Annotated in this window: 25 protein-coding genes; 15 read left to right on the top strand and 10 right to left on the bottom strand. The window is 37.6% G+C overall.

Annotated elements, in window-relative coordinates:
* The first annotated feature begins 227 nt into the window (after positions 1–227).
* Together ABVM52_RS03175 and ABVM52_RS03170 are read left to right on the top strand one after the other, a co-directional pair.
* Entirely contained in the window at positions 228–620 is a 393-nt protein-coding gene (locus ABVM52_RS03175) for an ankyrin repeat domain-containing protein (protein WP_405383647.1), read from the top strand.
* Positions 621–859: 239 nt separating this feature from the next.
* On the top strand, positions 860–1,243 hold the full coding sequence (locus tag ABVM52_RS03170) for an ankyrin repeat domain-containing protein (protein WP_405383645.1): 384 nt from the start codon (positions 860–862) through the stop codon (positions 1,241–1,243).
* 105 nt (positions 1,244–1,348) lie between these two features.
* Here ABVM52_RS03170 and ABVM52_RS03165 read toward each other — a convergent pair whose 3' ends face one another.
* The 5 genes from ABVM52_RS03165 to ABVM52_RS03145 all read right to left on the bottom strand — a co-directional run bounded on the left by ABVM52_RS03165 (position 1,349) and on the right by ABVM52_RS03145 (position 7,733).
* Complete coding sequence (locus ABVM52_RS03165; protein WP_405383643.1) at positions 1,349–1,516, bottom strand: DUF6747 family protein; 168 nt, start codon at positions 1,514–1,516, stop codon at positions 1,349–1,351.
* A 135-nt stretch (positions 1,517–1,651) separates the two neighbouring features.
* A complete protein-coding gene (locus tag ABVM52_RS03160; RefSeq protein ID WP_405383641.1) occupies positions 1,652–2,422 on the bottom strand; it encodes a M48 family metalloprotease in 771 nt (256 codons plus the stop codon).
* Between the two features lie 39 nt (positions 2,423–2,461).
* Positions 2,462–3,196 (bottom strand): M15 family metallopeptidase, encoded by a 735-nt coding sequence (locus ABVM52_RS03155; RefSeq protein WP_405383639.1) that lies wholly within the window; start codon positions 3,194–3,196, stop codon positions 2,462–2,464.
* An 86-nt stretch (positions 3,197–3,282) separates the two neighbouring features.
* Entirely contained in the window at positions 3,283–4,446 is a 1,164-nt protein-coding gene (locus ABVM52_RS03150) for a gliding motility-associated C-terminal domain-containing protein (RefSeq protein ID WP_405383637.1), read from the bottom strand.
* The gene (locus ABVM52_RS03145) at positions 4,446–7,733 is read right to left on the bottom strand and encodes a beta strand repeat-containing protein (RefSeq protein WP_405383635.1); all 3,288 of its coding nucleotides are present in this window, start codon (positions 7,731–7,733) and stop codon (positions 4,446–4,448) included. The genes ABVM52_RS03150 and ABVM52_RS03145 overlap by 1 nt, the downstream gene beginning before the upstream one ends.
* A gap of 288 nt (positions 7,734–8,021) precedes the next feature.
* Here ABVM52_RS03145 and ABVM52_RS03140 point away from each other — a divergent pair, with 288 nt between their 5' ends.
* The 6 genes from ABVM52_RS03140 (at position 8,022) to ABVM52_RS03115 (ending at position 13,441) form a co-directional block, all read left to right on the top strand.
* Positions 8,022–8,765 carry a carboxypeptidase-like regulatory domain-containing protein gene (locus ABVM52_RS03140; protein ID WP_405383633.1) on the top strand — a complete coding sequence of 248 codons (744 nt, stop codon included), beginning with the start codon at positions 8,022–8,024 and terminating at the stop codon, positions 8,763–8,765.
* A complete protein-coding gene (locus ABVM52_RS03135; RefSeq protein ID WP_405383631.1) occupies positions 8,755–9,528 on the top strand; it encodes a hypothetical protein in 774 nt (257 codons plus the stop codon). The genes ABVM52_RS03140 and ABVM52_RS03135 overlap by 11 nt, the downstream gene beginning before the upstream one ends.
* Before the next feature lie 50 nt (positions 9,529–9,578).
* Positions 9,579–10,085 carry a DUF6702 family protein gene (locus tag ABVM52_RS03130; protein ID WP_405383629.1) on the top strand — a complete coding sequence of 169 codons (507 nt, stop codon included), beginning with the start codon at positions 9,579–9,581 and terminating at the stop codon, positions 10,083–10,085.
* Between the two features lie 59 nt (positions 10,086–10,144).
* On the top strand, positions 10,145–12,454 hold the full coding sequence (locus ABVM52_RS03125; RefSeq protein WP_405383627.1) for a M1 family metallopeptidase: 2,310 nt from the start codon (positions 10,145–10,147) through the stop codon (positions 12,452–12,454).
* A 90-nt stretch (positions 12,455–12,544) separates the two neighbouring features.
* The gene (locus tag ABVM52_RS03120; RefSeq protein WP_405383625.1) at positions 12,545–12,874 is read left to right on the top strand and encodes a twin-arginine translocase TatA/TatE family subunit; all 330 of its coding nucleotides are present in this window, start codon (positions 12,545–12,547) and stop codon (positions 12,872–12,874) included.
* A 6-nt stretch (positions 12,875–12,880) separates the two neighbouring features.
* Positions 12,881–13,441 carry a phosphatase PAP2 family protein gene (locus ABVM52_RS03115; protein ID WP_405383623.1) on the top strand — a complete coding sequence of 187 codons (561 nt, stop codon included), beginning with the start codon at positions 12,881–12,883 and terminating at the stop codon, positions 13,439–13,441.
* Here ABVM52_RS03115 and ABVM52_RS03110 read toward each other — a convergent pair.
* Entirely contained in the window at positions 13,419–14,060 is a 642-nt protein-coding gene (locus tag ABVM52_RS03110) for an O-methyltransferase (protein ID WP_405383621.1), read from the bottom strand. The two genes, ABVM52_RS03115 and ABVM52_RS03110, sit on opposite strands and share 23 nt — an antisense overlap.
* 69 nt (positions 14,061–14,129) lie before the next feature.
* On the opposite strand from ABVM52_RS03110, the gene ABVM52_RS03105 reads away from it, so the two are divergent.
* The 3 genes from ABVM52_RS03105 to ABVM52_RS03095 all read left to right on the top strand — a co-directional run bounded on the left by ABVM52_RS03105 (position 14,130) and on the right by ABVM52_RS03095 (position 17,126).
* Positions 14,130–14,594 carry a GNAT family N-acetyltransferase gene (locus ABVM52_RS03105; protein WP_405383619.1) on the top strand — a complete coding sequence of 155 codons (465 nt, stop codon included), beginning with the start codon at positions 14,130–14,132 and terminating at the stop codon, positions 14,592–14,594.
* Between the two features lie 63 nt (positions 14,595–14,657).
* A complete protein-coding gene (gene kynU / locus ABVM52_RS03100) occupies positions 14,658–15,929 on the top strand; it encodes a kynureninase (protein WP_405383617.1) in 1,272 nt (423 codons plus the stop codon).
* A gap of 48 nt (positions 15,930–15,977) precedes the next feature.
* Positions 15,978–17,126, top strand: coding sequence for an MFS transporter (locus ABVM52_RS03095; RefSeq protein WP_405383615.1), 1,149 nt, complete (start codon positions 15,978–15,980; stop codon positions 17,124–17,126).
* Here ABVM52_RS03095 and ABVM52_RS03090 read toward each other — a convergent pair.
* Positions 17,123–17,251: a hypothetical protein gene (locus ABVM52_RS03090; protein WP_405383613.1), complete on the bottom strand. Its 129-nt coding sequence runs from the start codon at positions 17,249–17,251 to the stop codon at positions 17,123–17,125. The genes ABVM52_RS03095 and ABVM52_RS03090 overlap by 4 nt on opposite strands.
* 44 nt (positions 17,252–17,295) lie before the next feature.
* Complete coding sequence (locus ABVM52_RS03085) at positions 17,296–17,976, bottom strand: hypothetical protein (protein WP_405383611.1); 681 nt, start codon at positions 17,974–17,976, stop codon at positions 17,296–17,298.
* Positions 17,977–18,054: 78 nt separating this feature from the next.
* On the opposite strand from ABVM52_RS03085, the gene ABVM52_RS03080 reads away from it, so the two are divergent.
* From ABVM52_RS03080 to ABVM52_RS03065, 4 genes are all read left to right on the top strand, one after another.
* A complete protein-coding gene (locus ABVM52_RS03080; RefSeq protein ID WP_405383608.1) occupies positions 18,055–18,681 on the top strand; it encodes an RNA polymerase sigma factor in 627 nt (208 codons plus the stop codon).
* Positions 18,681–18,863, top strand: a complete 183-nt coding sequence (locus tag ABVM52_RS03075) for a hypothetical protein (RefSeq protein ID WP_405383606.1) — start codon at positions 18,681–18,683, stop codon at positions 18,861–18,863. Before ABVM52_RS03080 ends, ABVM52_RS03075 begins: the two co-directional genes overlap by 1 nt.
* Before the next feature lie 31 nt (positions 18,864–18,894).
* Positions 18,895–19,734 (top strand): mechanosensitive ion channel family protein, encoded by an 840-nt coding sequence (locus tag ABVM52_RS03070; RefSeq protein ID WP_405383604.1) that lies wholly within the window; start codon positions 18,895–18,897, stop codon positions 19,732–19,734.
* A 107-nt stretch (positions 19,735–19,841) separates the two neighbouring features.
* Complete coding sequence (locus tag ABVM52_RS03065) at positions 19,842–20,390, top strand: ClpP family protease (protein WP_405383602.1); 549 nt, start codon at positions 19,842–19,844, stop codon at positions 20,388–20,390.
* An 80-nt stretch (positions 20,391–20,470) separates the two neighbouring features.
* Here ABVM52_RS03065 and ABVM52_RS03060 read toward each other — a convergent pair whose 3' ends face one another.
* Both ABVM52_RS03060 and ABVM52_RS03055 read right to left on the bottom strand, forming a co-directional pair.
* Positions 20,471–22,417: an OmpA family protein gene (locus tag ABVM52_RS03060; RefSeq protein WP_405383597.1), complete on the bottom strand. Its 1,947-nt coding sequence runs from the start codon at positions 22,415–22,417 to the stop codon at positions 20,471–20,473.
* An 18-nt stretch (positions 22,418–22,435) separates the two neighbouring features.
* Entirely contained in the window at positions 22,436–23,338 is a 903-nt protein-coding gene (locus tag ABVM52_RS03055) for a type IX secretion system membrane protein PorP/SprF (protein WP_405383595.1), read from the bottom strand.
* Between the last annotated feature and the right edge of the window lie 130 nt (positions 23,339–23,468).

Genomic DNA, 23,468 nt, shown 5'->3' with positions numbered 1-23,468 from the left:
AAAAAGAAATGAGATGTCAGTTTGTTCTAGGTGATGTTTTAATCCATAAAACCTTTTATTTAATATTTAAATATTTTCTTTTATTCATATCAACTACCATGAATACAACAATGGGAAATTTAGACTCCTTTGTTAAAGTTTAGTTATAAGTCTGTTAAAGAGTGAAACATTTTTCTGTTGTAAGCGTCTCTTAAATAGAATCAATTCATCAATTAAAATCAATCATCATGAAAAAAACAGTGCTAACAATCGCTGTGGTAATTTTTGCCATGGGGGCCAATGTATTGGCTAAAGAATCTAACAAATCTACAACTACTAAAATCACGCATTTTACTACCACGGTGGAAGTGAGTACCTTTTGCAAAGCCATTATAAAAGGTGACATTGCAATGATTAAAAAAATGATTGCCATGGGCGAAGATGTGAACCAAAAATCTTTAGGAATGACTCCGCTAATGTTTGCGGCCCGTTATAACAAAGTAGAGGTAGTGTCTCTCCTAATTGAACATGGCGCAGATGTAAAGGCTGTGAGTAATCAAGGATTTACCGCCAAAAAATATGCGGAACTTTCTAACGCAAATGAAGCTTTGCAACTTATTGAAGTGGCCCTAGGAAATTAAAGCATATTAAATAAGTTTAATATTTATTTTCAGTAGCCATCGCATATAATGTGGTGGCTTTTTTTAATAAATCATTTGAGCATTGAATTAGATTTGTTTTCTAAAGCAGGAAGCAGGTTAACTCTAAATTTCAACAATGTTAAATATTTATTATTTCTTTCTTAAATTAAATTATTGTCATTGTATATAGTGTAATTTTATTATATCAATAATTTAAATCAATTTAAAAGAATATAATTATGAAAAAATTAATTTCAATTTTTGTGTTGGCGGGGCTATTGACATTCTCTGTATCATATGCCACTACCGCAAAGGAAATTTCCTTAAACAATGAACATATTGTTTTAAATGATGATATTAGTCCATTGTGCAAAGCGGCCATGAAAGGAGATGTGGATCAGGTACGTAGTTTAATTGCTACAGGTAACAAACCCAATGAAAAGTCTTTGGGAATGACACCGGCCATGTTTGCGGCAAGATATAATAGGGTAGAAGTTTTAAAGGTTTTATTGCTAAATGGCGCCAATTTGAATATGAAGAGTGAGAACGGGTATACAGCTAAAGATTACGCAAAAATGTCCAATGCTAAGGAAGTCTTATCTGTAATAGAGGAGAATTCTTAAAATTTTTAGTGTTGGGAATATAAAAGGCTCGTTGAAATTCAACGAGCCTTTTTGTATAAAATGAATTTCTACTCCAAATAGTGTTCAAGTAAAAGAGTAAAAGCGTTAAAATTCAAAACCATTCGCGGCTCTATATACAAAAGCATACATTGCCATAAAAAGCATTAATGCACAGAATACCGAATAGACTTTTAATATAGAAACCAAAATACCTGGTTTGCAATTTTCAAACGCCTGCACGTATATATTTTTAAAATGTGTAATTGTTCCCATTATAGTGTTCTTCTATGATTATATCATAGCTATAAAGGCAATTCAATATGGTAAAATAAGCTTGGGACTTACTCAAAGTTACAAAATAATCCCTTTGGGGTAATGTACACTACGTTAAAAGACCAATATAATCGATTAACCTTGGTTTTTGTACTTGTCTATGGCCTCTTTGATTTTTTCAATACGGTTTTCCGGATCTGGGTGCGTGCTTTGGAATTCAGGTACACGGTTGGGACCGCCAGCAGCTTTTAATATTTCCATGACCCTTATCATTTCGTAGGGGTCATAACCAGATTGAATCATAAATAGAACTCCTAATTCATCACTTTCCAATTCATCTCCACGACCATTTTTCAACAAGGTGTTCTGACCAATACTACCTACAATACCGCCAATATCCCCGGCGCCTACCGTAGCGCCCATGGTTGCGGTTTGCCATGTTTGGCTGTCCGCAATACGTTCTGCGGAATGTCTGCCAATTACATGACCAATTTCATGACCAAGAACTCCTGCAAGTTGAGCCTCGTTCAATTGGGAAAAAAGGGCATAGGTAATAAAACATTGTCCGCCCGGTAAAGCAAAGGCATTAATGGTCTGGTCATCTGCAAGTAAATGGAAATTATATTGATAAGGTGTCTCCCTGGCAATGCTGTTCTGTACCAATTTGTTTCCTACGGAGGCTACAAAGGATTGTAAGCGTTCATCTGGATAAAGACCGCCATGCTGTTGTGCCATTTCCGGGGCACTCTGTAGTCCAATGGCAATTTCTTGCTCAGAGGTCATGGTAATATGTTGCGAACGTCCGGTATAAGGGTTTTCTTCCGTGTTGTTACACTTTTGTATAAAAGCAAAGGCAACAATGGCCAATCCTATGAATATTCTTATTTTCCAACTTCCTCTGTTCATGGTAATGTGTTCTAATACAGGGCCTAAAATACAAAATGCCTACAAAAGGTCTTCATTTATATCTAAAATATTGTTTTGTATATATGATCGTAGAAAGCCTTTTGTAAAATGTTCGGTACCATAAAAATCTTCTCTGGCCAAAAGTGCGGCAATATTCTTGCTCCTAAATTGTTCAAGCATTGGTATGGACAGTGGGGCATAGCTATAATGCCATGGTTCGTATTTAAACCCTCTTCTTTTAGGGTCTTTGGTATAGACCAAATAAAACCCATAGGTTTCAGAATGTTCGTCCATCCATAATTTAAAGTCCTCATAGGGTCCGCCAGCTTCAAACTTACCGGGCACCAACACATCTCCCTCTACTTTACGATAACCATCTACAATATCTACATCAGTTCCCCAGTGGTGTCTACTTGTACCGGGAATGGTGGAATATTCTATAATTTTATCAATGGCATCCAAAGGGGCCATACCTTCATCGGTATAGGTAATATATTTACGTTCAAAAATAGCTTCTTGACGAGAAAAGTCCCTATAACTTGAAACAACCTTTAAATCAATCCCGGCATTATAGGCCGCCATTTTCATTTCCAAAAAAGCATCATGTGCTTCTTTTCTAAGGTTTATGCCTTTACCGAACAATTCAATATCTGCCTTCCCCATAAGTTCATCTATTGAAAACTCTTGGTCCTCTTGTGGAATAAAGATTGATGGGAATAAAGAAACCGCAAGTACTGCAGAGCTGCTTTTTTGAATAAAATTTCTTCGCTTCATAAGTTAAAAATAAGATTTTAAGACATGACCTAACTAATTTTAACGCAAAAAAGGTCATAGAAAATACCATGAATATGTTATTTCAACTATCGGGCCAAATACAAAAATCCTTGGTAATTTAATTTTTCATCGATGAGGGCTATGGTATAAAAATAGACACCGGCCGGTAGTCCTTTTTCCGCATTCAGGGGAATATTGTTCAAGTTGGAAAACCCTGTAAATTCATCCGTATAATTTACAAACTCAAAAACCTTGAGTCCGTAACGGTCATAGATTTGAACCAGATTATTGCCTTTACCCACAATTTCCGGAATAAAGAAAGTATCGTTAATGCCGTCGTCATTGGCCGAAACAATGTAATTGTCCAGGTTCAATACCTCTTTGGACAGGGGTTCATAAGGAATTTTTGATACCCCCAAGGTCAATAGTTCATAATCGTCCGGAACAAATTCCTCTGTACTTACAATACCTTCGGTTAGGTTACCTGTGGCAACATTGCCAGCAAGGTTGATCCATCTGCCCGAAAGTTTGCTGTAGCCTACGGGTATGATTTTATTGACATCATCGGTCAAGTTTTCTAGGGCACTACGAGAATTGTAAGTAAGGGAAACGGTGGTAGGAATGCTACCTTCCAAACGCCAAAACTCCCGATTACTGACGAACTCTACATCCAAGGCCGTATTAAAAGTGTTGTATGAACCCGAAAATGAATCCGGATTATTGGCATTCTCATAAAAATAAGCACTCTTTGCAAAAAGATGGTTGCTATAAGACCTAATGATTAGGGGCCGTAGATACGTTCTGTCACCAATAGGAAACATAAACTCCTGTTTGTTGGTAATGGCGGCATACCCCTCTATTTTAGAAAGATCGTTTTCTCCCGTATAAAAAGAATCATCTAAAAACGTATAAAAAATTTCAGGCTGGCTCAATGGCGTACGTACGTTGCCCAGTATAAAATTGGTATTGTTGCTATTGTTGACCCCTAAGGCCAGCAAAAGGTCGTTCTCCAATGCAATTTCCACATCATGAAATTGTGGGGTAAATTCTCCCGAAACTAGTAAAGGCGCTGTACCGTAAAAACCGGCCAGTCCTAAGTTGCCATCCATTGGTGAGGCGTTGATAAGGTTGGTATGGAAACCTATGGACCCACCTTCGTGTATTTGAAGGTTGCCATTGTTGTACAAGGCGGTTTGGGCAGATACCGAAAGTGCCAAAAGAATAAAAAGAAGCGAAAGTGTTTTGTGCATTATTCTTTCTTTTGTGCTAACATTAGGTTTTTAATTTCTTCCATTTGTTGTTTGAGTATTTGCAATTCGGTAGCCATATTTTTGTTTGATGCCTCTAATGCTTTAATTTTCTTTTCCTGCTCAATGGTATGTAAAAATAACTCTTCTATTTTTTCTAGGTTGATTCTTGACGCTTCACCTAAATCCCAAAAACCTTGCTCTTTTATTGCAGAGGCTGATTGTATACCTGGAAGGTGATTATATTGTTTTACAAATTTTTCAATTTCAAGTAAATCTTTAAACTCATAGTTTGGGTTTAAGATTGAATTGCCTAAAAAGTACTTTTGGAAAACGTAATCGGGAATGCCACCAGTTATTGCTCCGGATGCAGTTATTGCTCCTTCAGTTCTAATGTCGCCGTCTACGTGTAGTCTAGCTGCAATTGGAGTTCCATTTTCCTCGAAGGTAGGACCAATACCTACATTTTGTAAATCGTCTATTCTTATTGCTTCTTTGTTGTTAGCGGTAAAACCCAATATGCCATCTTCATCAATTAAGTACATACCGGTATCCCCATTGTTTGTAAACCGATAAGATGGACTGCCTGCTGAACCTGATGAATTTTTTAATCCCTGTGTTCTGGTAGTTCCACCAACATTTAATTTTACATCGTTTGTTGTTACTATTTGGGTGCCTAAATAAAGTTTTGAATTACTATTATCCCAAAATAGTTGATCATTATTTTCGGTTACACCTCCGTCACCATCTGAAAATAAAATTGAACCTATATTTAAAGGGTTAGTTAAGTTTTGCCAAACGGTGGTGCCACCAATTGTTCTTAAAAATTGGTTATTTATTGTTGACGGTTTTATTTGGAGTATGTCGTTTTCGATTTCAATAGTGGTATCGTCAACTCTAACGGAAAGGTTGTTCTGTGCATCGAGGGCCAAACCTTCCGCAGCGGTGTATGCCGTACCGATGTCGGTTCCCAGCTCCCAAGTGGTGTTGTCCTGGTTCCATTTCAATAGTTGGCCGTTGGTATCGGCGCCCATCGGGTTTAGCTTGTCAAGAGTGACGGCATCATCTTTAATACGGAGTATGTCGTTGTTAATTTCAATAGTGGTGTCGTCAACAGTGACCGAAAGGTCGTTCTGAGCATCCAGAGCCAAACCGTTACCTGCGGTAAATGCCGTACCGATGTCCGTACCAAGTTCCCAAGTATTGTTGTCCTGGTCCCATTTTAGAAGCTGTCCGTTGGCGGTGGCCCCCATATCACTTAATTTGTCCAGTGTAACGGCATCATCTTTAATACGGAGTATGTCGTTGTTAATTTCAATAGTGGTGTCGTCAACAGTGACCGAAAGGTCGTTCTGATCATCCAGAGCCAAACCGTTACCTGCGGTAAATGCCGTACCGATGTCCGTTCCCAGTTCCCAAGTATCGTTGTCCTGGTTCCATTTTAGAACTTCACCATCATCGGCCCCCATATTACTTAATTTGTCCAGGGTTATGGCATCATCGGCTATGGTTAATATACCTGTATCAGCAATAGTTGCATCTCCGCTAATAGTTACTTCAGTGGGTAAGTTTGTGTCATTACCTATTAACATATTGCCATTCGCCAATGTGGGTATACCCGTACCATCGGTTAAATCATTGGCCACGGTCCAAGCACCTGCACCTGCATTTAAGGCCTGATTCCACTTAATAATTTGTCCGTTCGTTGCACCATTTTGATTTAGATTTTCTAATACAATGGTTTCATCCGCAATATTTGCACCTTCCACTACTTTGTTTAAAAGGGTCAACGTACCATTATTGCTTAAACTGGCATCTCCTTGTACTACAGTCGGTATTGCTGTATTTAAATCGTTACCTATAAAAATATTTCCATTGGGCAATGTGCTGGTGCCTGAGCCTGCAGGAGCCCAAGTCACCACCCCGTCAGTATTGGTAATCAGCATTTGGTTAGCTGTAGGAGTAGGGGTTAGGGGCTCTATATTCGCTGGGGTAATTACCCCATCTTTTATAGTCAGCTCACCAATATTGTTCATAGTGGCATCACCATCTATGGAAACCTCCGTAGGTTCGTCGTCACCATTACCCAATAAAATAAATCCGTTGTTCAAGGAAGTAATGCCACCACCGGCAAGACCGCTAAGATTTACCTGATTACCCGGAGTACCCGGATTGGTCAGTGTAAGGATACTGGTGGCATTATCAAAGGCCAAGTCCTGTAATTCGTTCCTAACATCCCCATCTACCTCAGCAGCACCTACCGGCAGGGTAATATCATTACCACCGGTAATGGAAAGTATATTGCCGTTAATGCTCAATGTCTGTTCGTCCGTATTGTCCAAATAGGTGGTCAGGTCTATTGGAGCGCCACCAGCTTCAAGGGTTAAAATATTGTTGTTTAGGGTAAGTTCTTGGTCATCAGAACCTATTACAGCCTCTAGATTTACCGATCCACCGTTGGGCGTTGCAGATTTGCTAATGCTCAAGGTATTGGTCAATTTATCAAAAGACAAGTCCACAAGTTCATTGGTGTCATCCGTGTCCTCATCCGCTACAATATGGTCTGCGATCAGGGTGGTATTATTGGAAATATTTAGCTGTATGCCTTCGGATAGTTCCAGTCTATTTTCCAAGGTACCGTCTCCGGTAATGGTAAATTCATCGGCAATGGCTCCTTTTAAGGCATCTGCCTCTTGCCATACCACAATGCCGTTTTCATCGGTAATCAAGATATGGCCCGGGGTGTGTTCCGCTATGTTCACCGCTTGTATGCTACGTTCCCTAAGTTCTATGGATCCTACGGAATTTTCACGTAGTTCACTAGATCCTACGGAATTTTCGGCCAATTTATCTTGGGTAATAGAGTTGTCCGCAATATCTACGGCACCTATACCTCCGTCAACAATATTGTTTCCTAAAATACTGTTCTTGGCCACTTCCAGATTATAGCCCTCATTACTTTGGGTAATGGCAATGGTACTTCTATTGTTTACAATCGGTTCGTTGGTAATCGTAAAATCAATTGCATCACATAAATTGATCCATGAAGCACCATCAAAATAGAAAATACATTCGGCATCGGTATTATATACAATTCCTCCCCGTTGCGGTAAAATGGCATCCATTTCTGCAGTGGTAACACGTGTAATGACCAGTACTTTAGAGGAACTTTCCAGTTCTAAAACAGAGGCCGGGTCAATATTTTGTGGATTGTCTCCTATTTTTATTTGTCCTGTGACCGATGGTATGGTGAACAATAGGATCAAAAAAAAGAATATTATGGCTTTCATACTAAGCGTGTTAGGGCATAAAATAGTGGGTAACAAAAATAGAATTATCTATTAATTATGCTTTATTTATGGGTTGAAATATTATACATATAGGTTCAATTACATGGATGTTCGGTAAATGGTAGGTGTATTGTCTTAGTATAACGTATTACGGGGCTGTTGCAAAAGTTTGTCGTCAAGAAATTAACAAAAGTTTATTGACGGCTTTTTTTTTATGATACTTACATATCTTTACTTTATGTTTTCAATGCCTTATTCTTGGTATTTGATACTTTTAAATACTTGTAAATGATCAGAAAAATACTATTTATATTCGCAATTTTTGCTATAGCAACCGTATGTGCACAAGATATGGACAGGCGGCCATTACTAGGGTCCGTAATTTATATGGACCAAGGTGTGCCCAATGAAAATGTAATTAATTCTACTTCTGAAAGGGCTACCATTACCAATGACCAAGGTCAATTTAAGATTAATGTAAAGGTGGGGGATGAACTTGTATTTACGGCCATTAACTATAATATAAAAGTGGTAACCATTACGGAAGAAATATTGGAAAACAATAGGTTGGTCGTAGAAGTAAAGGAAAAAGTGACCGAACTGGATGAGGTGGTCATTACCCCAGAACAGCAAGAACGCTTTTTAAAATTAAAGAATGAAGAGTTCAAGGAATATGAATACGAGATCGATCGTAGTACAGAGGTTGAGAATATAGCCCTTTCCCAATCTGAAAGGGGATTGCAGAACGGATTGAATTTTGTAAATATTTTCAGGGCAATTTTTAAATCACAAAACGAGAAGGAGGAGACGGGCCCTAAACTAAAGGTCAGTGAGGTGTTACGGCAGGTGTATGATGATACATTCTTTGTTGTTGACTTGCAGATACCACAAGATAGGATCAATGAATTTTTAATCTATTGTGATACGCGAATGCCTGCACAATCGCTCTTAAAAAAAGAGAATGAATTTCAGTTGATTGATGCCTTGGTTACCAACAGTAAAACATTTCTCAAGGAAATAGATGAGGAGTAATCTCCTAATACCTTTATTTTTTATTACGCTTACGGTTGTGGCCCAAACAGACCGGGCCAAGCAATTGGAGGGCAGGGTGTATAGTGATGATGGTGATGTTGCGGCTACACATGTGCTAAACCTTACCACGCAACGTGCCACTATTACTGATAACAATGGTTTTTTCTCCATTCCAGTCCATATTATGGATACCCTTGAATTTTCTGCCATCCAGTACAAAAAGAAAATAGTAGTGGTAACACCCTCTATTATGGCGAGCAAAATGATCACCATAGGACTTGAAGATGCGTTGACAGAATTGGACGAAGTCACCGTAACCCCTTACAACCTAAGTGGGGACCTAAGCAGGGACCTTACTACCCTTACCCTTGATCCTATTGTTACCGCTTCTACTTTGGGGCTTCCTAATGCCTATGTACGTATACCCACAAAGGCAGAGCGAGAACTACAGGCGGCGACCGCGAATCCTATTATGAGTTTTGATCCGCTTATTAATGCCATTACCGGTAGAACCAAAATGTTAAAACAACGGGTGGCAAGGAACAAATTATATGAAAGAACCCAGCGGGTACGGGACTTTTTTACAGATGAGGAATATGTGGAAAATTTGGGCATACCCTTGGAAAAGATAGATGATTTTCTCTATTATTGCGAAGTGGATTCAAGATTTCAAGAGGTCGTTGACACCCATGACCGTATAGCGTTGTGGGAATATCTAAGACAAAAAAGTATCCTGTACAGAAAAAACAATTCATTAGATTAGCATCTGCAAATTTGGCATATACTTTGCAAAAGGTTTAAAAACAATTGAACATGAGATTTCTTAAAATAGGTTTGCTTACCCTTTTAGTGCCCCTTTTTGCTTTTACCGTACTGCATAAATTTTACATCAGCGTTACCAATGTGGATTACTCGGAAAAAGAGGAGGCCGTACAGATTATAACACGCATTTTTATTGATGATATGAATGCTGTTATTAATGAACGATACGGCATACCCGCAAAATTGGGAACGGAGAGAGAGTCTGATATGGACCGTGACTATTTGAAAAAATATTTGCGTACCAAATTTGTGGTTGAAATTAATGGGGAAACAGTACCCTATAATTTTATAGGTAAGAAGTATGATACGGATATGCTCATATGTTATTTGGAAGTACCCAATATTCCACGTAACGAATTAAAACAGATCGGTATAACGAACGAGGTACTTACCGACCTTTTTGATGATCAGCAAAATGTGGTACATATAAAAGTGGACGGTAATAAAAAGAGCCACGTACTTATTAAATCGCATACTAAAGGAATGTTAAACTTGTAACATTACATTAAGAAATCCTTTTAAAAACTTTATTTTTCGAACACTAAAACAAACTCAAAATGATTAGAATAAAGTACGCTTTCGCCTCTATTTTATTCCTTTTTGCTGCTGTTTCCTTTGCACAGGAACAGGAAGGCAATGAAAAGGAACCTGGGCATTACAACCAGAGTAAGTTCAAACAACTTTATGAGGAATTTGCAACCCCCAACACGTATAGGTCCGCATCTGGTGCACCAGGACCCGATTACTATCAGCAACAGGCAGATTACAAAATGGACATTCGTTTAGATGACAAGAATGCCAAAATTTATGGAGAGGAAACCATAACGTACACCAATAACTCCCCAGATGCTCTGGAGTATTTATGGGTACAATTGGACCAGAACGTTAGGACCAAGGATTCCAAAGCGTTACTAAAAAATGGAAGTGGAGTGCCAATAGCAGACCAGCCAAAAACCTTTGTTGGAAAATATATGACAGCACCTTTTGACGGTGGTTTTGTAATAGAGCATGTAAAGGATGATTCTGGAAAAGCATTGCCGCACACCATTAATTTTACTATGATGAGGGTAGATTTGCCTGCGCCTTTAAAAAGTGGTGAAAAATTCTCTTTTAATGTAAAATGGAATTACAACATTCCCGATCATACCGTAAACAGGGCAAGATCAGGATATGAATATTTTGCTGAAGATGGGAACAGGGCCTATGTTATTGCCCAGTTTTTTCCTAGAATGGCCGTTTATAATGATGTAGAAGGATGGCAAAACCATCAATTTTGGGGCAATGGTGAATTTGCCTTGCCATTTGGTGATTACGAAGTAAACATTACCGTACCTGCCGATCATATTTTGGATGGAACAGGTGTGCTTCAAAACAGAAAGGAAGTATATACAAAAGAAATGTTGAGACGTTATGAGCAGGCAAAGAAATCTTATGACAAGCCTGTTATGATCGTAACCCAAGCAGAAGCGGAAGCGGCAGAGAAAGGATTTTCGGACAAGACAAAAACTTGGAAGTTAAAAGCGGAAAATGTACGTGATTTCGGTTTCGCTACCTCAAGAAAATTCATTTGGGATATGCAGGCCGTTAAAATGGGCAATAGGGACGTTATGGCCGTGTCCATGTATCCAAAGGAAGGAAATCCGTTATGGGAGGAATATTCTACAAAGGCCGTAGCGCATACGTTAAGGTCATATTCATCGCACACATTTGATTATCCTTATCCAAAGGCAATATCCGTCCATGCTAAAAATCAGGGAATGGAGTATCCTATGATTTGCTGGAACTATGGTAGGCCCAATGCAGATGGCACTTATTCAGACAGAACAAAGTATGGTATGATCAGTGTAATTATTCATGAAGTAGGTCATAATTTCTTCCCAATGATCGTAAACTCAGATGAGCGTCAATGGGGTTGGATGGATGAAGGACTGGATACTTTTATGCAATATATAGCGGAACAGGAATTTGGAGAATTGTATCCAGAGGCAATTGCGCCTAATGATAAGTACCCATCCAGAAGAGGTGACCCGGCCAAGATCGTACCGTATATGAGTGGTGATCAAAGTACAATTGCCCCTATAATGTCAAATCCTGAAAACGTATTTCAATTGGGTCCAAACGCCTATGGAAAACCAGCTACCGCCTTGAATATTTTAAGGGAAACGGTTATGGGGCGTGAACTATTTGATCATGCATTTAAAACCTATGCGCAACGTTGGAAATTTAAACATCCTACTCCAGAAGATTTCTTTAGAACCATGGAAGATGCCTCTGCCGTAGATTTGGATTGGTATTGGAGAGGTTGGTTCTACACCACGGATTATGTGGATATGGGCGTTAAGAACATTAAAAAGTACTATGTTAGCGATAGGCCCAATAAGAAAATGCAGGCTTATTTGTCTGAACGGGGTATGACAGAGGCCGATCTTAGACCATTGGTATATTTGGAAGAGATGGATGAAACCAGTGATGAAACGGAATTAAAGAATGGTTTGCCATCCGAGACGTCAAAGACGTTAAAGGAATATATGATGGATAATATGACCGCTGCAGAAAGGGCGGCTGTTAAGGAGCCAAAGTATTTTTATGAAATTACTTATAATAGCCCAGGTGGTTTACCAATGCCTTTAATTGTTGAGTATACCTATGCAGACGGTACGGTTGAAAATATTACCTACCCTCCTGAAATCTGGAGAAAGAATTCTAGCGAGGTTATGATCGTTGTTTCATCGGCCTCTGAACTTACCGGGGTTGAAATTGATCCTAAAATGGAAACTGCAGATATTGATACCACCAACAATAGCTGGCCTAAGAAAGAACAGGAGAGCGATTTTGATAAAATGAAAGAAGGTATTAAAGGAGAATAATTTAAAAATATATTTTAGAAAAGCCTCGTATAACCACGGGGCTTTTTTAATTTGGATACTAAACTTGTTTATATTTGTAGCATGATTTGGATGTACTCATTATTTATTAGCGGCGCGGAAATATTCTTCATTATGTTTATCGTAGTGATGGTTTTTGGAGCGGACAAAATTCCCGGTATTGCCAAAGGGTTAGGGAAGGGTATGCGTCAATTAAAGGATGCTACCGAGGATATTAAACAAGAGATTCAGAAAAGTGCGGATAAGCAGGGTATAGATACCAGTTTTGTTAAGGATATCAAGAAAGATATCGATGATATGAAGAAGGATATAGATTCTGGTTTGGCCAAGGACGTTAAAAAACAAATTTCTGACGTTGGCAAGAATATAAATGAGGTTACCGGAAGTATAAAGAGAAAATAGGTCCTTATGCTGGATGGCATTCTACAATGGGATCGAGATACCTTTATCTATCTTAACAATCTTGGAGAGGAGCATTATGATGTGTTTTGGTCTACCGTTACCAAATACCCTCCTTGGATACCATTGTTCTTAGCGTTATTAATCTTGATTTTTTTAAAATTTTCTAAGCGGGAAGCTATTTCAATAGTTCTTACCCTTTTAGTCATGGTAGTATCTGTAGAAACGGTAACCAATTTGGTCAAGAATATTGTTGCCAGGCCAAGACCCAATAACACGGAAGAAATAAGGGCTATGATCAGGGTGATTAGAAATCCGTCTAGCTATAGTTTCTTTTCAGGACATGCCGCCCTTTCTTTTTCAATTATGACCTTTGTGGTCCTTAATTTACGAAAGTATGTGCCATGGGTGGTGCTAGGTTTTATTTGGCCTATGTTGTTTGTAATGAGTAGAATATATTTAGGGGTTCATTACCCATTGGATGTTTTTGTTGGGGCAATATTTGGCGTACTGTCCGCGTATCTTTTTTATAAATTATACCGCTTTCTTATTTTACCCTACTTAAGGTAAGTCCGTCTCTAATAGGTAGCAGAACGGTGTCCAATAAAGGATGTTCACTAAGTATTTTATTATAATCTAAAAGTACTTTGGTGGCTTTGTCCTTGGGGTCTAACGGCTCTACTACTTTTCCGGACCAAAGCACATTATCAGAGAGGATAACAGATCCAGGTTTTGTTTTTGGCAATACCGCTTCAAGATAACGGTGGTACTGCTTTTTTTCCGCATCTATAAAAACAAGGTCAAAAGTTTGTTCCATTTGAGGGATAATCTCCAAGGCATTTCCAATATGTGGTATAATTTGTGACCCATAACCGCTTAGGTCAAAATATTTACGTTGTATGCGCTCTAATTCTGGGTTGACATCAATAGTGTGTAAAACACCGTCACTGGGCAAGCCTTCTGCCAGGCATAGTGCAGAATACCCGGTGTACGTACCAATTTCCAGAATAGTACGTGGTCTAATTATTTTGGAAAGCAAGCTTAAAACACGACCTTGAAAATGACCCGTTAACATCCGCGGCTGTATGACTTTTAAATGGGTTTCACGGGTAAGTTCCTGAAGTAATTCTGGTTCCGCTTGGGAATTATCCGCTAAATATGTTTCTAAAATTGGAGATAGAAAATGCATACGTTTCTTTTTGCAAAAATAGCGTATTAAGCCTTAATTTAAGGGTGTTGAAATTTTCTAGAAATATATATGGTGTTAAAAATTAGAGAAGCTAACCAAGATGATCTACCTGCTTTAAGAGTATGCGAGCAAGAAGTCATTAAAGCGGAACGGCCCATGGACCCTACTATAAAAAAGGGTGAGGTAACCTATTATGATTTGGAAGCGCTTATTTCCGATCCACGTGCTATTTTGTTAGTAGCTTGTGACCAAGAAAAAGTTGTAGGCACCGGTTATGCCTTAGAAAAACCGGCCAGACCTTATTTGGACCATACGCATTATGCATATTTGGGCTTTATGTATACCCATTCATCATATAGGGGTAAAGGGGTAAATGGTCAAATCATGAAACGCTTAAGGCAATGGGCGCAAGCAAATGGTTTATCAGAATTAAGACTTACCGTTTATAGTAATAATGAACCGGCCTTACGTGCCTATGAAAAAGTTGGTTTTACTGATCACATGATTGAAATGAGAATGCGAACCCATGAATAAGGGTAGTTTTGTCAATGGTAAATTTGTTTATGGGCTTATCTTTACTTTTTTATAAAAATTGATATGGAGTTTAAAAATACATTGGAATTTGCACAATCGTTAGATGCCATAGACCAATTAGGGGTGTATAGGGATGAATTTATATTCCCTAAAGTAAATGGTAAACAAGTAATCTATTTTACGGGAAATTCTTTAGGTCTACAGCCAAAACATACTAAAAATTATATAGATGAGGTCATGACAGACTGGGCGGAATTGGCCGTGGAAGGTCATTTTTACGCTAAAAAACCATGGTGGGACTATCACGAGCAACTTGCGGAACCTCTTGCCAAAGTAGTAGGGGCATTGCCAGAAGAAGTTTCCGTTATGAATACCCTTACGGTAAATCTTCATTTATTGATGGTCTCATTTTATAGACCAACGTCCAAACGTTTTAAAATTATCTGTGAGGAGAAAGCATTTCCTAGCGATCAATATATGTTTCAAAGTCAGGTGCGTTTTCATGGTTTAGATGTGGACAAGACTATTGTAGAAATTAAAAAAAGAAAAGGAGAACATCATTGGCGAACAGAAGATATCATTCAAAAAATAAATGAAGTAGGGGATGAGTTGGCCTTGGTTTTGATCGGTGGGGTAAATTATTACAATGGTCAGGTAATGGATATGAAATCTATTACAAAAGCAGGTAAAGCTGTAGGTGCTATGGTAGGATGGGATTTGGCCCATGCGGTTGGTAATGTTAAACTAGACTTACATGACTGGGACGTGGATTTTGCATCATGGTGCAGTTATAAATATATGAATAGCGGGCCGGGAAATGCTTCAGGTATTTTTGTAAACCAGAAATATCTTGGTAAAAAGGATATTCAAAGATTTGAAGGATGGTGGGGAACTAAAAAAGAAACCCGTTTCTTAATGAAACCTGAGTTTGAACCAATGGATAATGCAGATGCTTGGCAAATAAGCAACGCACCCGTGCTGTCCATTGCTCCGTATTTGGCTTCTTTAACCTTGTTTGAGGAAGTTGGGATGGATGCCCTGATAGAAAAAAGAAATAAAATTGTAGCGTATTTGGAGTTTGTCCTCCAAGAAATAGATAAAGAAGTAGATAGTTCTTTTGAAATAATTACACCTAAAGACCGTGGTTGTCAATTGTCGGTTTTTTTACATGGTCATGGTAAATCCTTATTTAATTATCTAATGGAAAATGGCGTAATTACAGATTGGCGAGAACCCAATGTTATACGTTTGGCACCAGCTCCATTTTATTCTTCTTATGAAGATATGTATACATTTGGACAGATATTAAAAGCTGGTGTTCAAGCAACTTTATAGGGAATAGGTTATCGCATTTTTTTATTTAAAATTAACCACTATGGGTAAATGAAGTCATTAAGTTTAATACTAAGGAATGCACGTTACTTTGGACCCTCTTTTGTGTTTGCCAGTATTAATATTTTATTTGGCACATGGGCAATTTACATTCCTACAGTAAAGGAAACCTTGGGTATTAACAAGTCGCAATTAGGTTTTGCCATTTTTTTTCTTGCATTAGGCGTTTTTTCCATTTTTCCTTTTGCATCTGCAATCATTAATAGGGTAGGTGTAGGTAAATCTACCTTTTATGGTGTCATGCTCAGTTGTGCGGCAGCCATGTTGCCCTTGCTGGCTTCCAATTATTATACACTAATGGCTACCCTCTTCTTATTTGGAGCGGCTAATGGTCTTACGGATATATCCATGAATACCTTGGTTACTGAGATTGAAAAAAAGGACAAGGTAAAGTTTATGGCAGCTTCTCACGGTTTCTTTAGTCTAGGTGGGGTTTTGGCAGGTATGGGCAGCTTTCTAATTGGTCCGTTATCAAGTCCTGTTTTACACATGTCTATAGCAGTTCTGTTGGTATTGCTAGTCAATTTTAGATTTAAGAATAAATTTATTGATGAAACGGCAGATGAAATACTTCAGGAACCATTTAGTTTAGGACTACTTAAACCATTATTGTTACTTGGGTTTATTTCATTTGTGGCCATGGGGAGTGAAGGCGCTATTGTAGATTGGAGCGGGCTGTATTTAAAAGAAATAACCTTGGCACCAGAAACGTATTGGGGTTTAGGTTTTTTGGGTTTTCAGATTACCATGACTTTGGGCAGATTTTTAGGCGATGGTATTAGCGGGTCTATTGGTTCTATTAAATTGGTTGCTTTAGGGGCCATCTTGGCTATTATTGGATTTATTTTAGTATTGAGTGAAGATACTTTGCTTAGTATCATTGGCTTTGCTTTAAATGGACTGGGTTTTTCGGTCATTGTGCCTGAGGTTTTCAGGATAGGAGGTAATGTAAAGGGTGTAGATTCTTCTAAGGGTATAGCATTTATTGCAGGTTCAGGATATGCCGGATTTTTATGTGCCCCACCAATTTTAGGTTTTTTGGCAGAAAATTACAGTCTTACCAGAAGCTTTATGGTATTGTTGGCCTGTGGATTTTTAATATTGTTTTTTACATTTTTGCTAAAGAAAAAGAAAGTTTAGGTCATTACTTTAACTACAAATTCTAATGGCGAATTATCAGCATTATCTACTACTACGGCATTCAAGGTATTTTGGGAATAGCCAAAAATTGAAAATAGGATGAATGCAAAAAATGATACTTTCATATATTAATGATTATCAATGAAAATGCATCAAACTTTATGCCCTTTTAGTTAACCTCTACTCCTGTAAAGTATAGTGAAAAATCAGTATCCGGTCTTTTATGCATGGTGCTTATCTTAAGACCGTTCAATGCTTTGTAGCCTTCCCAACTTGTCACCATATTAGGCTCTTTTTGATTGGCTTTTCTAAATGCCCATTCCTTTATGATAAAATCATCGCCAAAATAATAATCATAGGCATCACCAGGGGTATAACCACCTTCGTTAGCATAGACCGTGGTAAGTTTATGCATTTTAAGCTTGCTTATGGGAGCCTCTATATTTTCCGTATGTTCATAGGAGAAATTTTTCTGATCCCAAACCAACTGATAAGGAGCTAAAAGCCAAAATTTATCGTTAACAAAACCACCATCGGTACTGGCCATGGTGCTATCTACCGCTTTCCTGTTATAAGTTATGGTATCTTGACGGGTGGTCATTATTACGTTGTTATTCTTAGTGTTCCAAGACCATGTACGTTCAAAATGAGAAGAATCCCTGTCAACATTAAACGTGAATTTTATGTTAGATACCTCTTTCCAATTTTCATACCCATGGGCATTGGCAACTTTATCAAGAATTGTCAATTCTTTCTGGTCAGATGTTTTTTGATTTTGTTGTTTATGATCGGTTTTACAACTTAGAAAAAGTGCTAAGGTACAAACGGTAAGGGCTAGTATTTTTTTCATTTTCAATACATTTGGTGTCAAATATATCAATTACCAAATCTTTAACCTATTTTTATTTTTTGTAAACAAATAGTACCTGTGACATTTTTAAAGAGACTTTGTTTTATAATTATTGGAAATCAATTTGGAGAAAAATCGACTTCCAATACCGCGTATAGTGATTATACGGATAGTGATTTGGTTCGCGAAATTGTCATTAGAAAAGATGCGCTATTGTTTGGAGAACTTTATGATCGGTATTCCAAATTAGTGTATAACAAATGTCTGGGGTTTGCCAGATCGGATAAAGAGGCGGAAGACCTTACCCAAGATATTTTTTTAATGCTATTTGTTAAATTGGGTTCCTTTAAGGGAACTTCAAAGTTTTCTACCTGGTTGTATTCCTTTACCTATAATTTCTGTGTAAATTATGTTAATAGGAACAAGGAAAGGCGCATCAAGGACAATAGCGTAAAATTTGAGACTACGCCTGAAGTTCCCATAGAGGTGACAGATAATGTATTGTTGCAGATGCAGGTAGATAAATTAAAGAAAGCATTGGAAAAAATTGATCCAGAGGACAAGTCCTTATTGCTTTTAAAATATCAAGATGGTGCCTCTATTAAAGAATTGGAAACCCTTTTAGGGTTAAAATCCAGTGCAATTAAAATGAGGTTAAAAAGGGCCAAGGCCAAAGTTGTTGAAATGTATAAAAGTTTACCTTAATGTTAGACCAAGACAAGAATCCGTTTAAAATTTTAGAGGAAGACATGAAAAATGTCCCGCCAGAATTGCGCAAAAAGGTCATGGACGATATTGCCGCGGCAAAGCTTGTTATGGAACTTACCAACTTGTTCACCGGTAATTTTGCATCGATAATAGAAGGTATGCTTAAAACAAATAAATAATAAAATATTAATAGAAGTAAATACAGGAATAATGGATACAGTTGATAAGTGGAAAGATCTAACCTTTCAATCGTTAAGCAATATATTTAAGGACATTGCGGCGGCATTGCCGGGTATATTTGGGGCTTTTATCGTAATGATTTTTGGTTGGTTGATCATTAAAGTGACCACCTTTGTTCTAAAACGAATCTTCAAAGCAATAAAGTTGGATCGGTTTAGCCAAAAAATCAATGATGCCAAATTATTTGGTGATGCAGATTTAAAAGTTGACATCTCAAAAGTATTGGTAACGTTCATAAAAGTGTTGTTATGGCTAGTATTTATTATCGTTGCATCTGACATCATGGGGCTAACCATAATATCTTCTGAAATTGCCAATCTACTTAGGTACCTGCCCATATTATTATCTGCACTTGTCATTTTTATGATCGGTCTGTATTTGGCAAAAATCATTAAAGAAACCATTATTAAGGTCTTTGATTCTATTGGAATGGGAGGAGGCAAAATATTGGGAAATGTACTTTTTTATCTAATCATTGTATTTGTTAGTATTACCGCCTTGAACCAGGCAGGGGTAGATACTGAAATCGTTACCAATAACTTTACGATAATTTTAGGTGCCTTTCTTCTTGCCATAGCGCTTGCCTTAGGTTTAGGATCACGGGAAGTAGTAGGAGATTTGCTTAGAACCTTTTATACCCGTAAAATTTACGAAATAGGGGATAAGGTGACCATAGGAAAATTAGAAGGTACGGTTGTGGGCATAGATAATATTTCAATGATTATAAAGACCAAGACCGGCAAGGTGGTGGTACCTATAAGAAAAGTAGTGGAAAAAACGGTTACCGTAGAGGAAACCACAATTGAATAACTTTAAACAAAATTATAAGTGGTTTAAAGAAAGAATTGAGTTGGTCACTGCCGTATTTGTTTACCAATTAATTCCTTAATTTTGTTATAGATAAATAAACTTAAAATATGAGTGCTAAAAAAGGAAAAATCCAGGAAGCCATAGATGAGAAATTGTTGGAAGAAAGAAAGGTATTCCTGTGGGGTATGGTTGATGACGATTCTGCTAAACATGTAATTGATCGGTTATTATATCTAGATATGCAGAATGATAAGGAAATACAACTATATATCAATAGTCCTGGGGGATATGTAACATCCGGTTTTGCCATGTACGATACAATTAAGTCATTAAAGAGTCCGGTTTCTACAATTTGTACAGGTCTGGCGGCTTCTATGGGTTCCATATTATTATCCGTAGGTAAAAAAGGAAGAAGATTTATACAACCACACGCTCAGGTCATGATTCACCAGCCTAGTGGGGGAGCAAGAGGCCAAGCATCCAATATTGAAATACAGGCAAGGGAAATTATAAAGACAAAAGAGCTTAGTGCACAGATTTTAGCAGATAATTGTGGTCAGGATTATGATAAGGTTTTAAAGGATTTTGATAGAGATTACTGGATGAATGCAGAAGAGTCTATTAAATACGGTATTGTAGACGGTATCATGAAATAAATACAGTTTCTTTAAAAAAGATAATAAGTCCTTTACCGTAATGGTAAAGGACTTTTTTTATGGTTGATCAGTTGTTTGGTTTATTTTGATACGGTTCTACCTTTCTTAATCTGTAGAATAGGGAACTCTGTTCTTCTGTTCAATTCCAGTTCCTCTGGTGTACAATCTTGTTTACTGGTACACTTGTTAATGGGCATACGTTTACCAAAACCTTTGTAAGAAACTATCCTGTCCTTGGAGACCCCATTTTCTACAAGATATTCATAGGTAGATTTTGCTCTTTTTTCAGATAAGTTATCGTTGTAAGTATGACTACCAACTGGATCGGTATGGGATTCCAATTTAATGATCATATCCGGGTAGGTTTGGTTCATTACCTTAACTACCTTATCCAATTCTTTTGCGGCATCTGGGCGTATATCACTTTTATTGAAATCAAAGTATATTTTATTAAGTCCGGCCAATAATTTAAGGTCAAGCACTGGTTCTAAAACAATGTCTTGTCGTAATATTTTTTGTGCCTTAGGAGTTTGTGAAGTATTGAAGTATACATTTTTGTGAGGGTGGGTTTTTCTAACCGCCTCTATCATGTAGGTAGTTTTTCTGTTCACAGGAAATCTATAGTATCCATTTTCATCTGTCATGGTCTGTGCAACCATGGTATTGGTAATTTGATCGTATAGTTTTATCTGTACACTATCTAACATTTTTTCGTTAACACCATCTACAACATACCCTTCAACATCTAATGATGGGGTAAATTTAAACTTATAGATATCATCACTTCCCATACCACCTTCGCGGTTAGAGCTAATATATCCTTCAAGTCCGTTTGGAAGTCCGTAATAAGCAAAATCATCACTAGAACTGTTGATTGGTGTACCCAGGTTAATAATATCTATGACCTTGCCCTCCTCATCTGATATTGTAGAAAATACATCCAATTGCCCAAAACCTACATGGCCATCTGAGCTAAAAAACAGTTTTCCTTCCTCATTGATGAACGGAAACATTTCATTTCCTTCTGTATTAACAATAGGACCCGCGTTTACAGGTGTCTGTATACCACCACGTTCATGTATTTCAGCATAATAAATATCCGTACCTCCATATCCGCCTGGGCGGTCACTGGTAAAATAAATTCTTGTTCTGGCCCTATTCACGGATGGGTGGCCGGTAGAGTAGTAATCACTGTTAATTCTTAGGTTACTGTTTTCTACCCATTCACCATCAATAAATTTGGCGGTATAAATTTTTAGGTTGATTTCGTTAGATGCCCCATAACCCTCTTTCTTATCATAGAAATTGTTACGGGTAAAATACATGATCGTATCATTTTTATAATCCGTAGAGAACGCAACGGAGCTTTCATGAAATTTACTGTTTACATTTCCTTTTAACCTTTTTGGCATGGACATGGCGTTGTCTTCCTGAACAACAAAAAGGTCTAGCCAAGGCTCATCGTTCCAACCATAGGTGTCTCCGGTTACTTCATCTCGTCTAGATGATCCAAAGTAAAGGTTGCCCTTAAATCTAGAGATTCCAAAATCACTGTCGGTAGAGTTGAATGCAACAGGCTCAACTTCATATCGTTGTCTACTATTAAATACGACCGATGCCAAGTTGCCGTCTTTTAAAAATCGTTTAACCCTAGAATCGTTCTTGTTGTATTTTTTATATTTTTTGATCCACTTTTCAGATTCATCCAAATCCCCGTTGGCGTAAAGTGCCATGGCATATTTAAAATAATAATCCGTTGGCAACGTAGCATTGTTGATTACGGCCTTAAAATGTGGTATGGATTTTTTATAATCTCTTATAAGTAAATAGCATTCCGCTAATTGCTGATGCGCATATTCGGTATTTAATTCAGCTTCAATCATTCTCTCATATTCCGGAATTGCTTTGGCGTAGGAGAATTTGCTAAAATAATAATCCGCTTTTTTTTGGGAAGCAAACTGAGCAAAGGCAATTTGTCCTACCAATAAAAGTAGCGTTAATATAGCGTAGGTTTTATGATTTTTCATTGCTTTTGGTTTAGGGTTCTAGAAATATCTTGGGGATTTTACAGGACCTAATACTTTCTTTCTAATTTCATAGATTAATATAATTTCATGGGTTCCTCCGGTGTACGGTCTTACCGATGAAGTTGGTAGATCGTAAGCGTATCCTATTCTAATATCTTTTGTTACTTGATAATCCATCATGGCACCAAAATTTGATGCATCGTTTACACGGTAGGAGGTACCTACCCAAAATTTTTCATTGAACAAAAAGTTGATCGTAAAATCATAGGTTGCAGGTGCACCGTTGGTAAACTTTGTAATTATAGTAGGTTTAAATATGGTAGTAGCGGACAAGTCAAATACAAGTCCACCAATGGCATAATAACTATTTCTTTCCAAGGCCTGAAATTCACCCTCGTTCAAATCGGTATTAAGTATTCTTGGGGAAGAAATACCGGCATACCATCTATTGGAACCTATATAGACACCAGCTCCAAAATTGGGATTGATGCTATTGAAATTGGAGTTAAAAAATTGGTCATTAGGGTCTGGGTTGGTAAGGTCATAGCTTGTTGCGCCACCCTTTAACCCAAAACGTAAGTTTACATCTTGGCTAACTGGAACGGTATATGAAAAATCGGCATAAAAGTAATTGGTACTTTCAAAACCCAAACGGTCATTGATGTATGATACACCCAATCCTATTCTTTCATTTTTTAAAGGTGAATGAATTGATAAAGTACTTGTTCTTGGGTTACCCTCAAGACCGGCCCATTGGTTTCTATGTAGTACTGTTGCGTTTAAAGTTTCGCGACTACCAGCATAGGCAGGATTTACCGAAATGGTGTTGTACATATATTGCGTAAACTGAGGTAGCTGTTGCGCTTTTGCAAAGGCACCCGCAAAAAGTATTACGGCTAAAAGAATATGAGCTTTTCTCATGGTCTAATTTAGGGTTTAGCGGTTACCGCTTTGAATAAATTATAAGTAGGTTAATCTTATTATGGACAAAATTAAGTCGGTATATGTTACTTGAAAAAATTACACGGTCATTGCTCAATTATATTCGTTC

The organism is Maribacter sp. LLG6340-A2 (assembly GCF_045057105.1).
Lineage (GTDB): Bacteria > Bacteroidota > Bacteroidia > Flavobacteriales > Flavobacteriaceae > Maribacter.
This window is presented reverse-complemented; position numbering and strand designations above follow the sequence as displayed.

Excerpts from the sequence above, each read along its gene's own strand:
- ABVM52_RS03130 (WP_405383629.1), top strand. The coding sequence starts at position 9,579 with ATGAGATTTCTTAAAATAGGTTTGCTTACCCTTTTAGTGCCCCTTTTT.
- ABVM52_RS03155 (WP_405383639.1), bottom strand. The coding sequence starts at position 3,196 with ATGAAGCGAAGAAATTTTATTCAAAAAAGCAGCTCTGCAGTACTTGCG.
- ABVM52_RS03115 (WP_405383623.1), top strand. The coding sequence starts at position 12,881 with ATGCTGGATGGCATTCTACAATGGGATCGAGATACCTTTATCTATCTT.
- ABVM52_RS03165 (WP_405383643.1), bottom strand. The coding sequence starts at position 1,516 with ATGGGAACAATTACACATTTTAAAAATATATACGTGCAGGCGTTTGAA.
- kynU (WP_405383617.1), top strand. The coding sequence starts at position 14,658 with ATGGAGTTTAAAAATACATTGGAATTTGCACAATCGTTAGATGCCATA.
- ABVM52_RS03105 (WP_405383619.1), top strand. The coding sequence starts at position 14,130 with ATGGTGTTAAAAATTAGAGAAGCTAACCAAGATGATCTACCTGCTTTA.
- ABVM52_RS03140 (WP_405383633.1), top strand. The coding sequence starts at position 8,022 with ATGATCAGAAAAATACTATTTATATTCGCAATTTTTGCTATAGCAACC.
- ABVM52_RS03135 (WP_405383631.1), top strand. The coding sequence starts at position 8,755 with ATGAGGAGTAATCTCCTAATACCTTTATTTTTTATTACGCTTACGGTT.
- ABVM52_RS03075 (WP_405383606.1), top strand. The coding sequence starts at position 18,681 with ATGTTAGACCAAGACAAGAATCCGTTTAAAATTTTAGAGGAAGACATG.
- ABVM52_RS03175 (WP_405383647.1), top strand. The coding sequence starts at position 228 with ATGAAAAAAACAGTGCTAACAATCGCTGTGGTAATTTTTGCCATGGGG.
- ABVM52_RS03065 (WP_405383602.1), top strand. The coding sequence starts at position 19,842 with ATGAGTGCTAAAAAAGGAAAAATCCAGGAAGCCATAGATGAGAAATTG.
- ABVM52_RS03070 (WP_405383604.1), top strand. The coding sequence starts at position 18,895 with ATGGATACAGTTGATAAGTGGAAAGATCTAACCTTTCAATCGTTAAGC.
- ABVM52_RS03110 (WP_405383621.1), bottom strand. The coding sequence starts at position 14,060 with ATGCATTTTCTATCTCCAATTTTAGAAACATATTTAGCGGATAATTCC.
- ABVM52_RS03090 (WP_405383613.1), bottom strand. The coding sequence starts at position 17,251 with ATGAAAGTATCATTTTTTGCATTCATCCTATTTTCAATTTTTGGCTAT.
- ABVM52_RS03150 (WP_405383637.1), bottom strand. The coding sequence starts at position 4,446 with ATGCACAAAACACTTTCGCTTCTTTTTATTCTTTTGGCACTTTCGGTA.
- ABVM52_RS03085 (WP_405383611.1), bottom strand. The coding sequence starts at position 17,976 with ATGAAAAAAATACTAGCCCTTACCGTTTGTACCTTAGCACTTTTTCTA.
- ABVM52_RS03060 (WP_405383597.1), bottom strand. The coding sequence starts at position 22,417 with ATGAAAAATCATAAAACCTACGCTATATTAACGCTACTTTTATTGGTA.
- ABVM52_RS03170 (WP_405383645.1), top strand. The coding sequence starts at position 860 with ATGAAAAAATTAATTTCAATTTTTGTGTTGGCGGGGCTATTGACATTC.
- ABVM52_RS03125 (WP_405383627.1), top strand. The coding sequence starts at position 10,145 with ATGATTAGAATAAAGTACGCTTTCGCCTCTATTTTATTCCTTTTTGCT.
- ABVM52_RS03095 (WP_405383615.1), top strand. The coding sequence starts at position 15,978 with ATGAAGTCATTAAGTTTAATACTAAGGAATGCACGTTACTTTGGACCC.
- ABVM52_RS03145 (WP_405383635.1), bottom strand. The coding sequence starts at position 7,733 with ATGAAAGCCATAATATTCTTTTTTTTGATCCTATTGTTCACCATACCA.
- ABVM52_RS03120 (WP_405383625.1), top strand. The coding sequence starts at position 12,545 with ATGTACTCATTATTTATTAGCGGCGCGGAAATATTCTTCATTATGTTT.
- ABVM52_RS03055 (WP_405383595.1), bottom strand. The coding sequence starts at position 23,338 with ATGAGAAAAGCTCATATTCTTTTAGCCGTAATACTTTTTGCGGGTGCC.
- ABVM52_RS03160 (WP_405383641.1), bottom strand. The coding sequence starts at position 2,422 with ATGAACAGAGGAAGTTGGAAAATAAGAATATTCATAGGATTGGCCATT.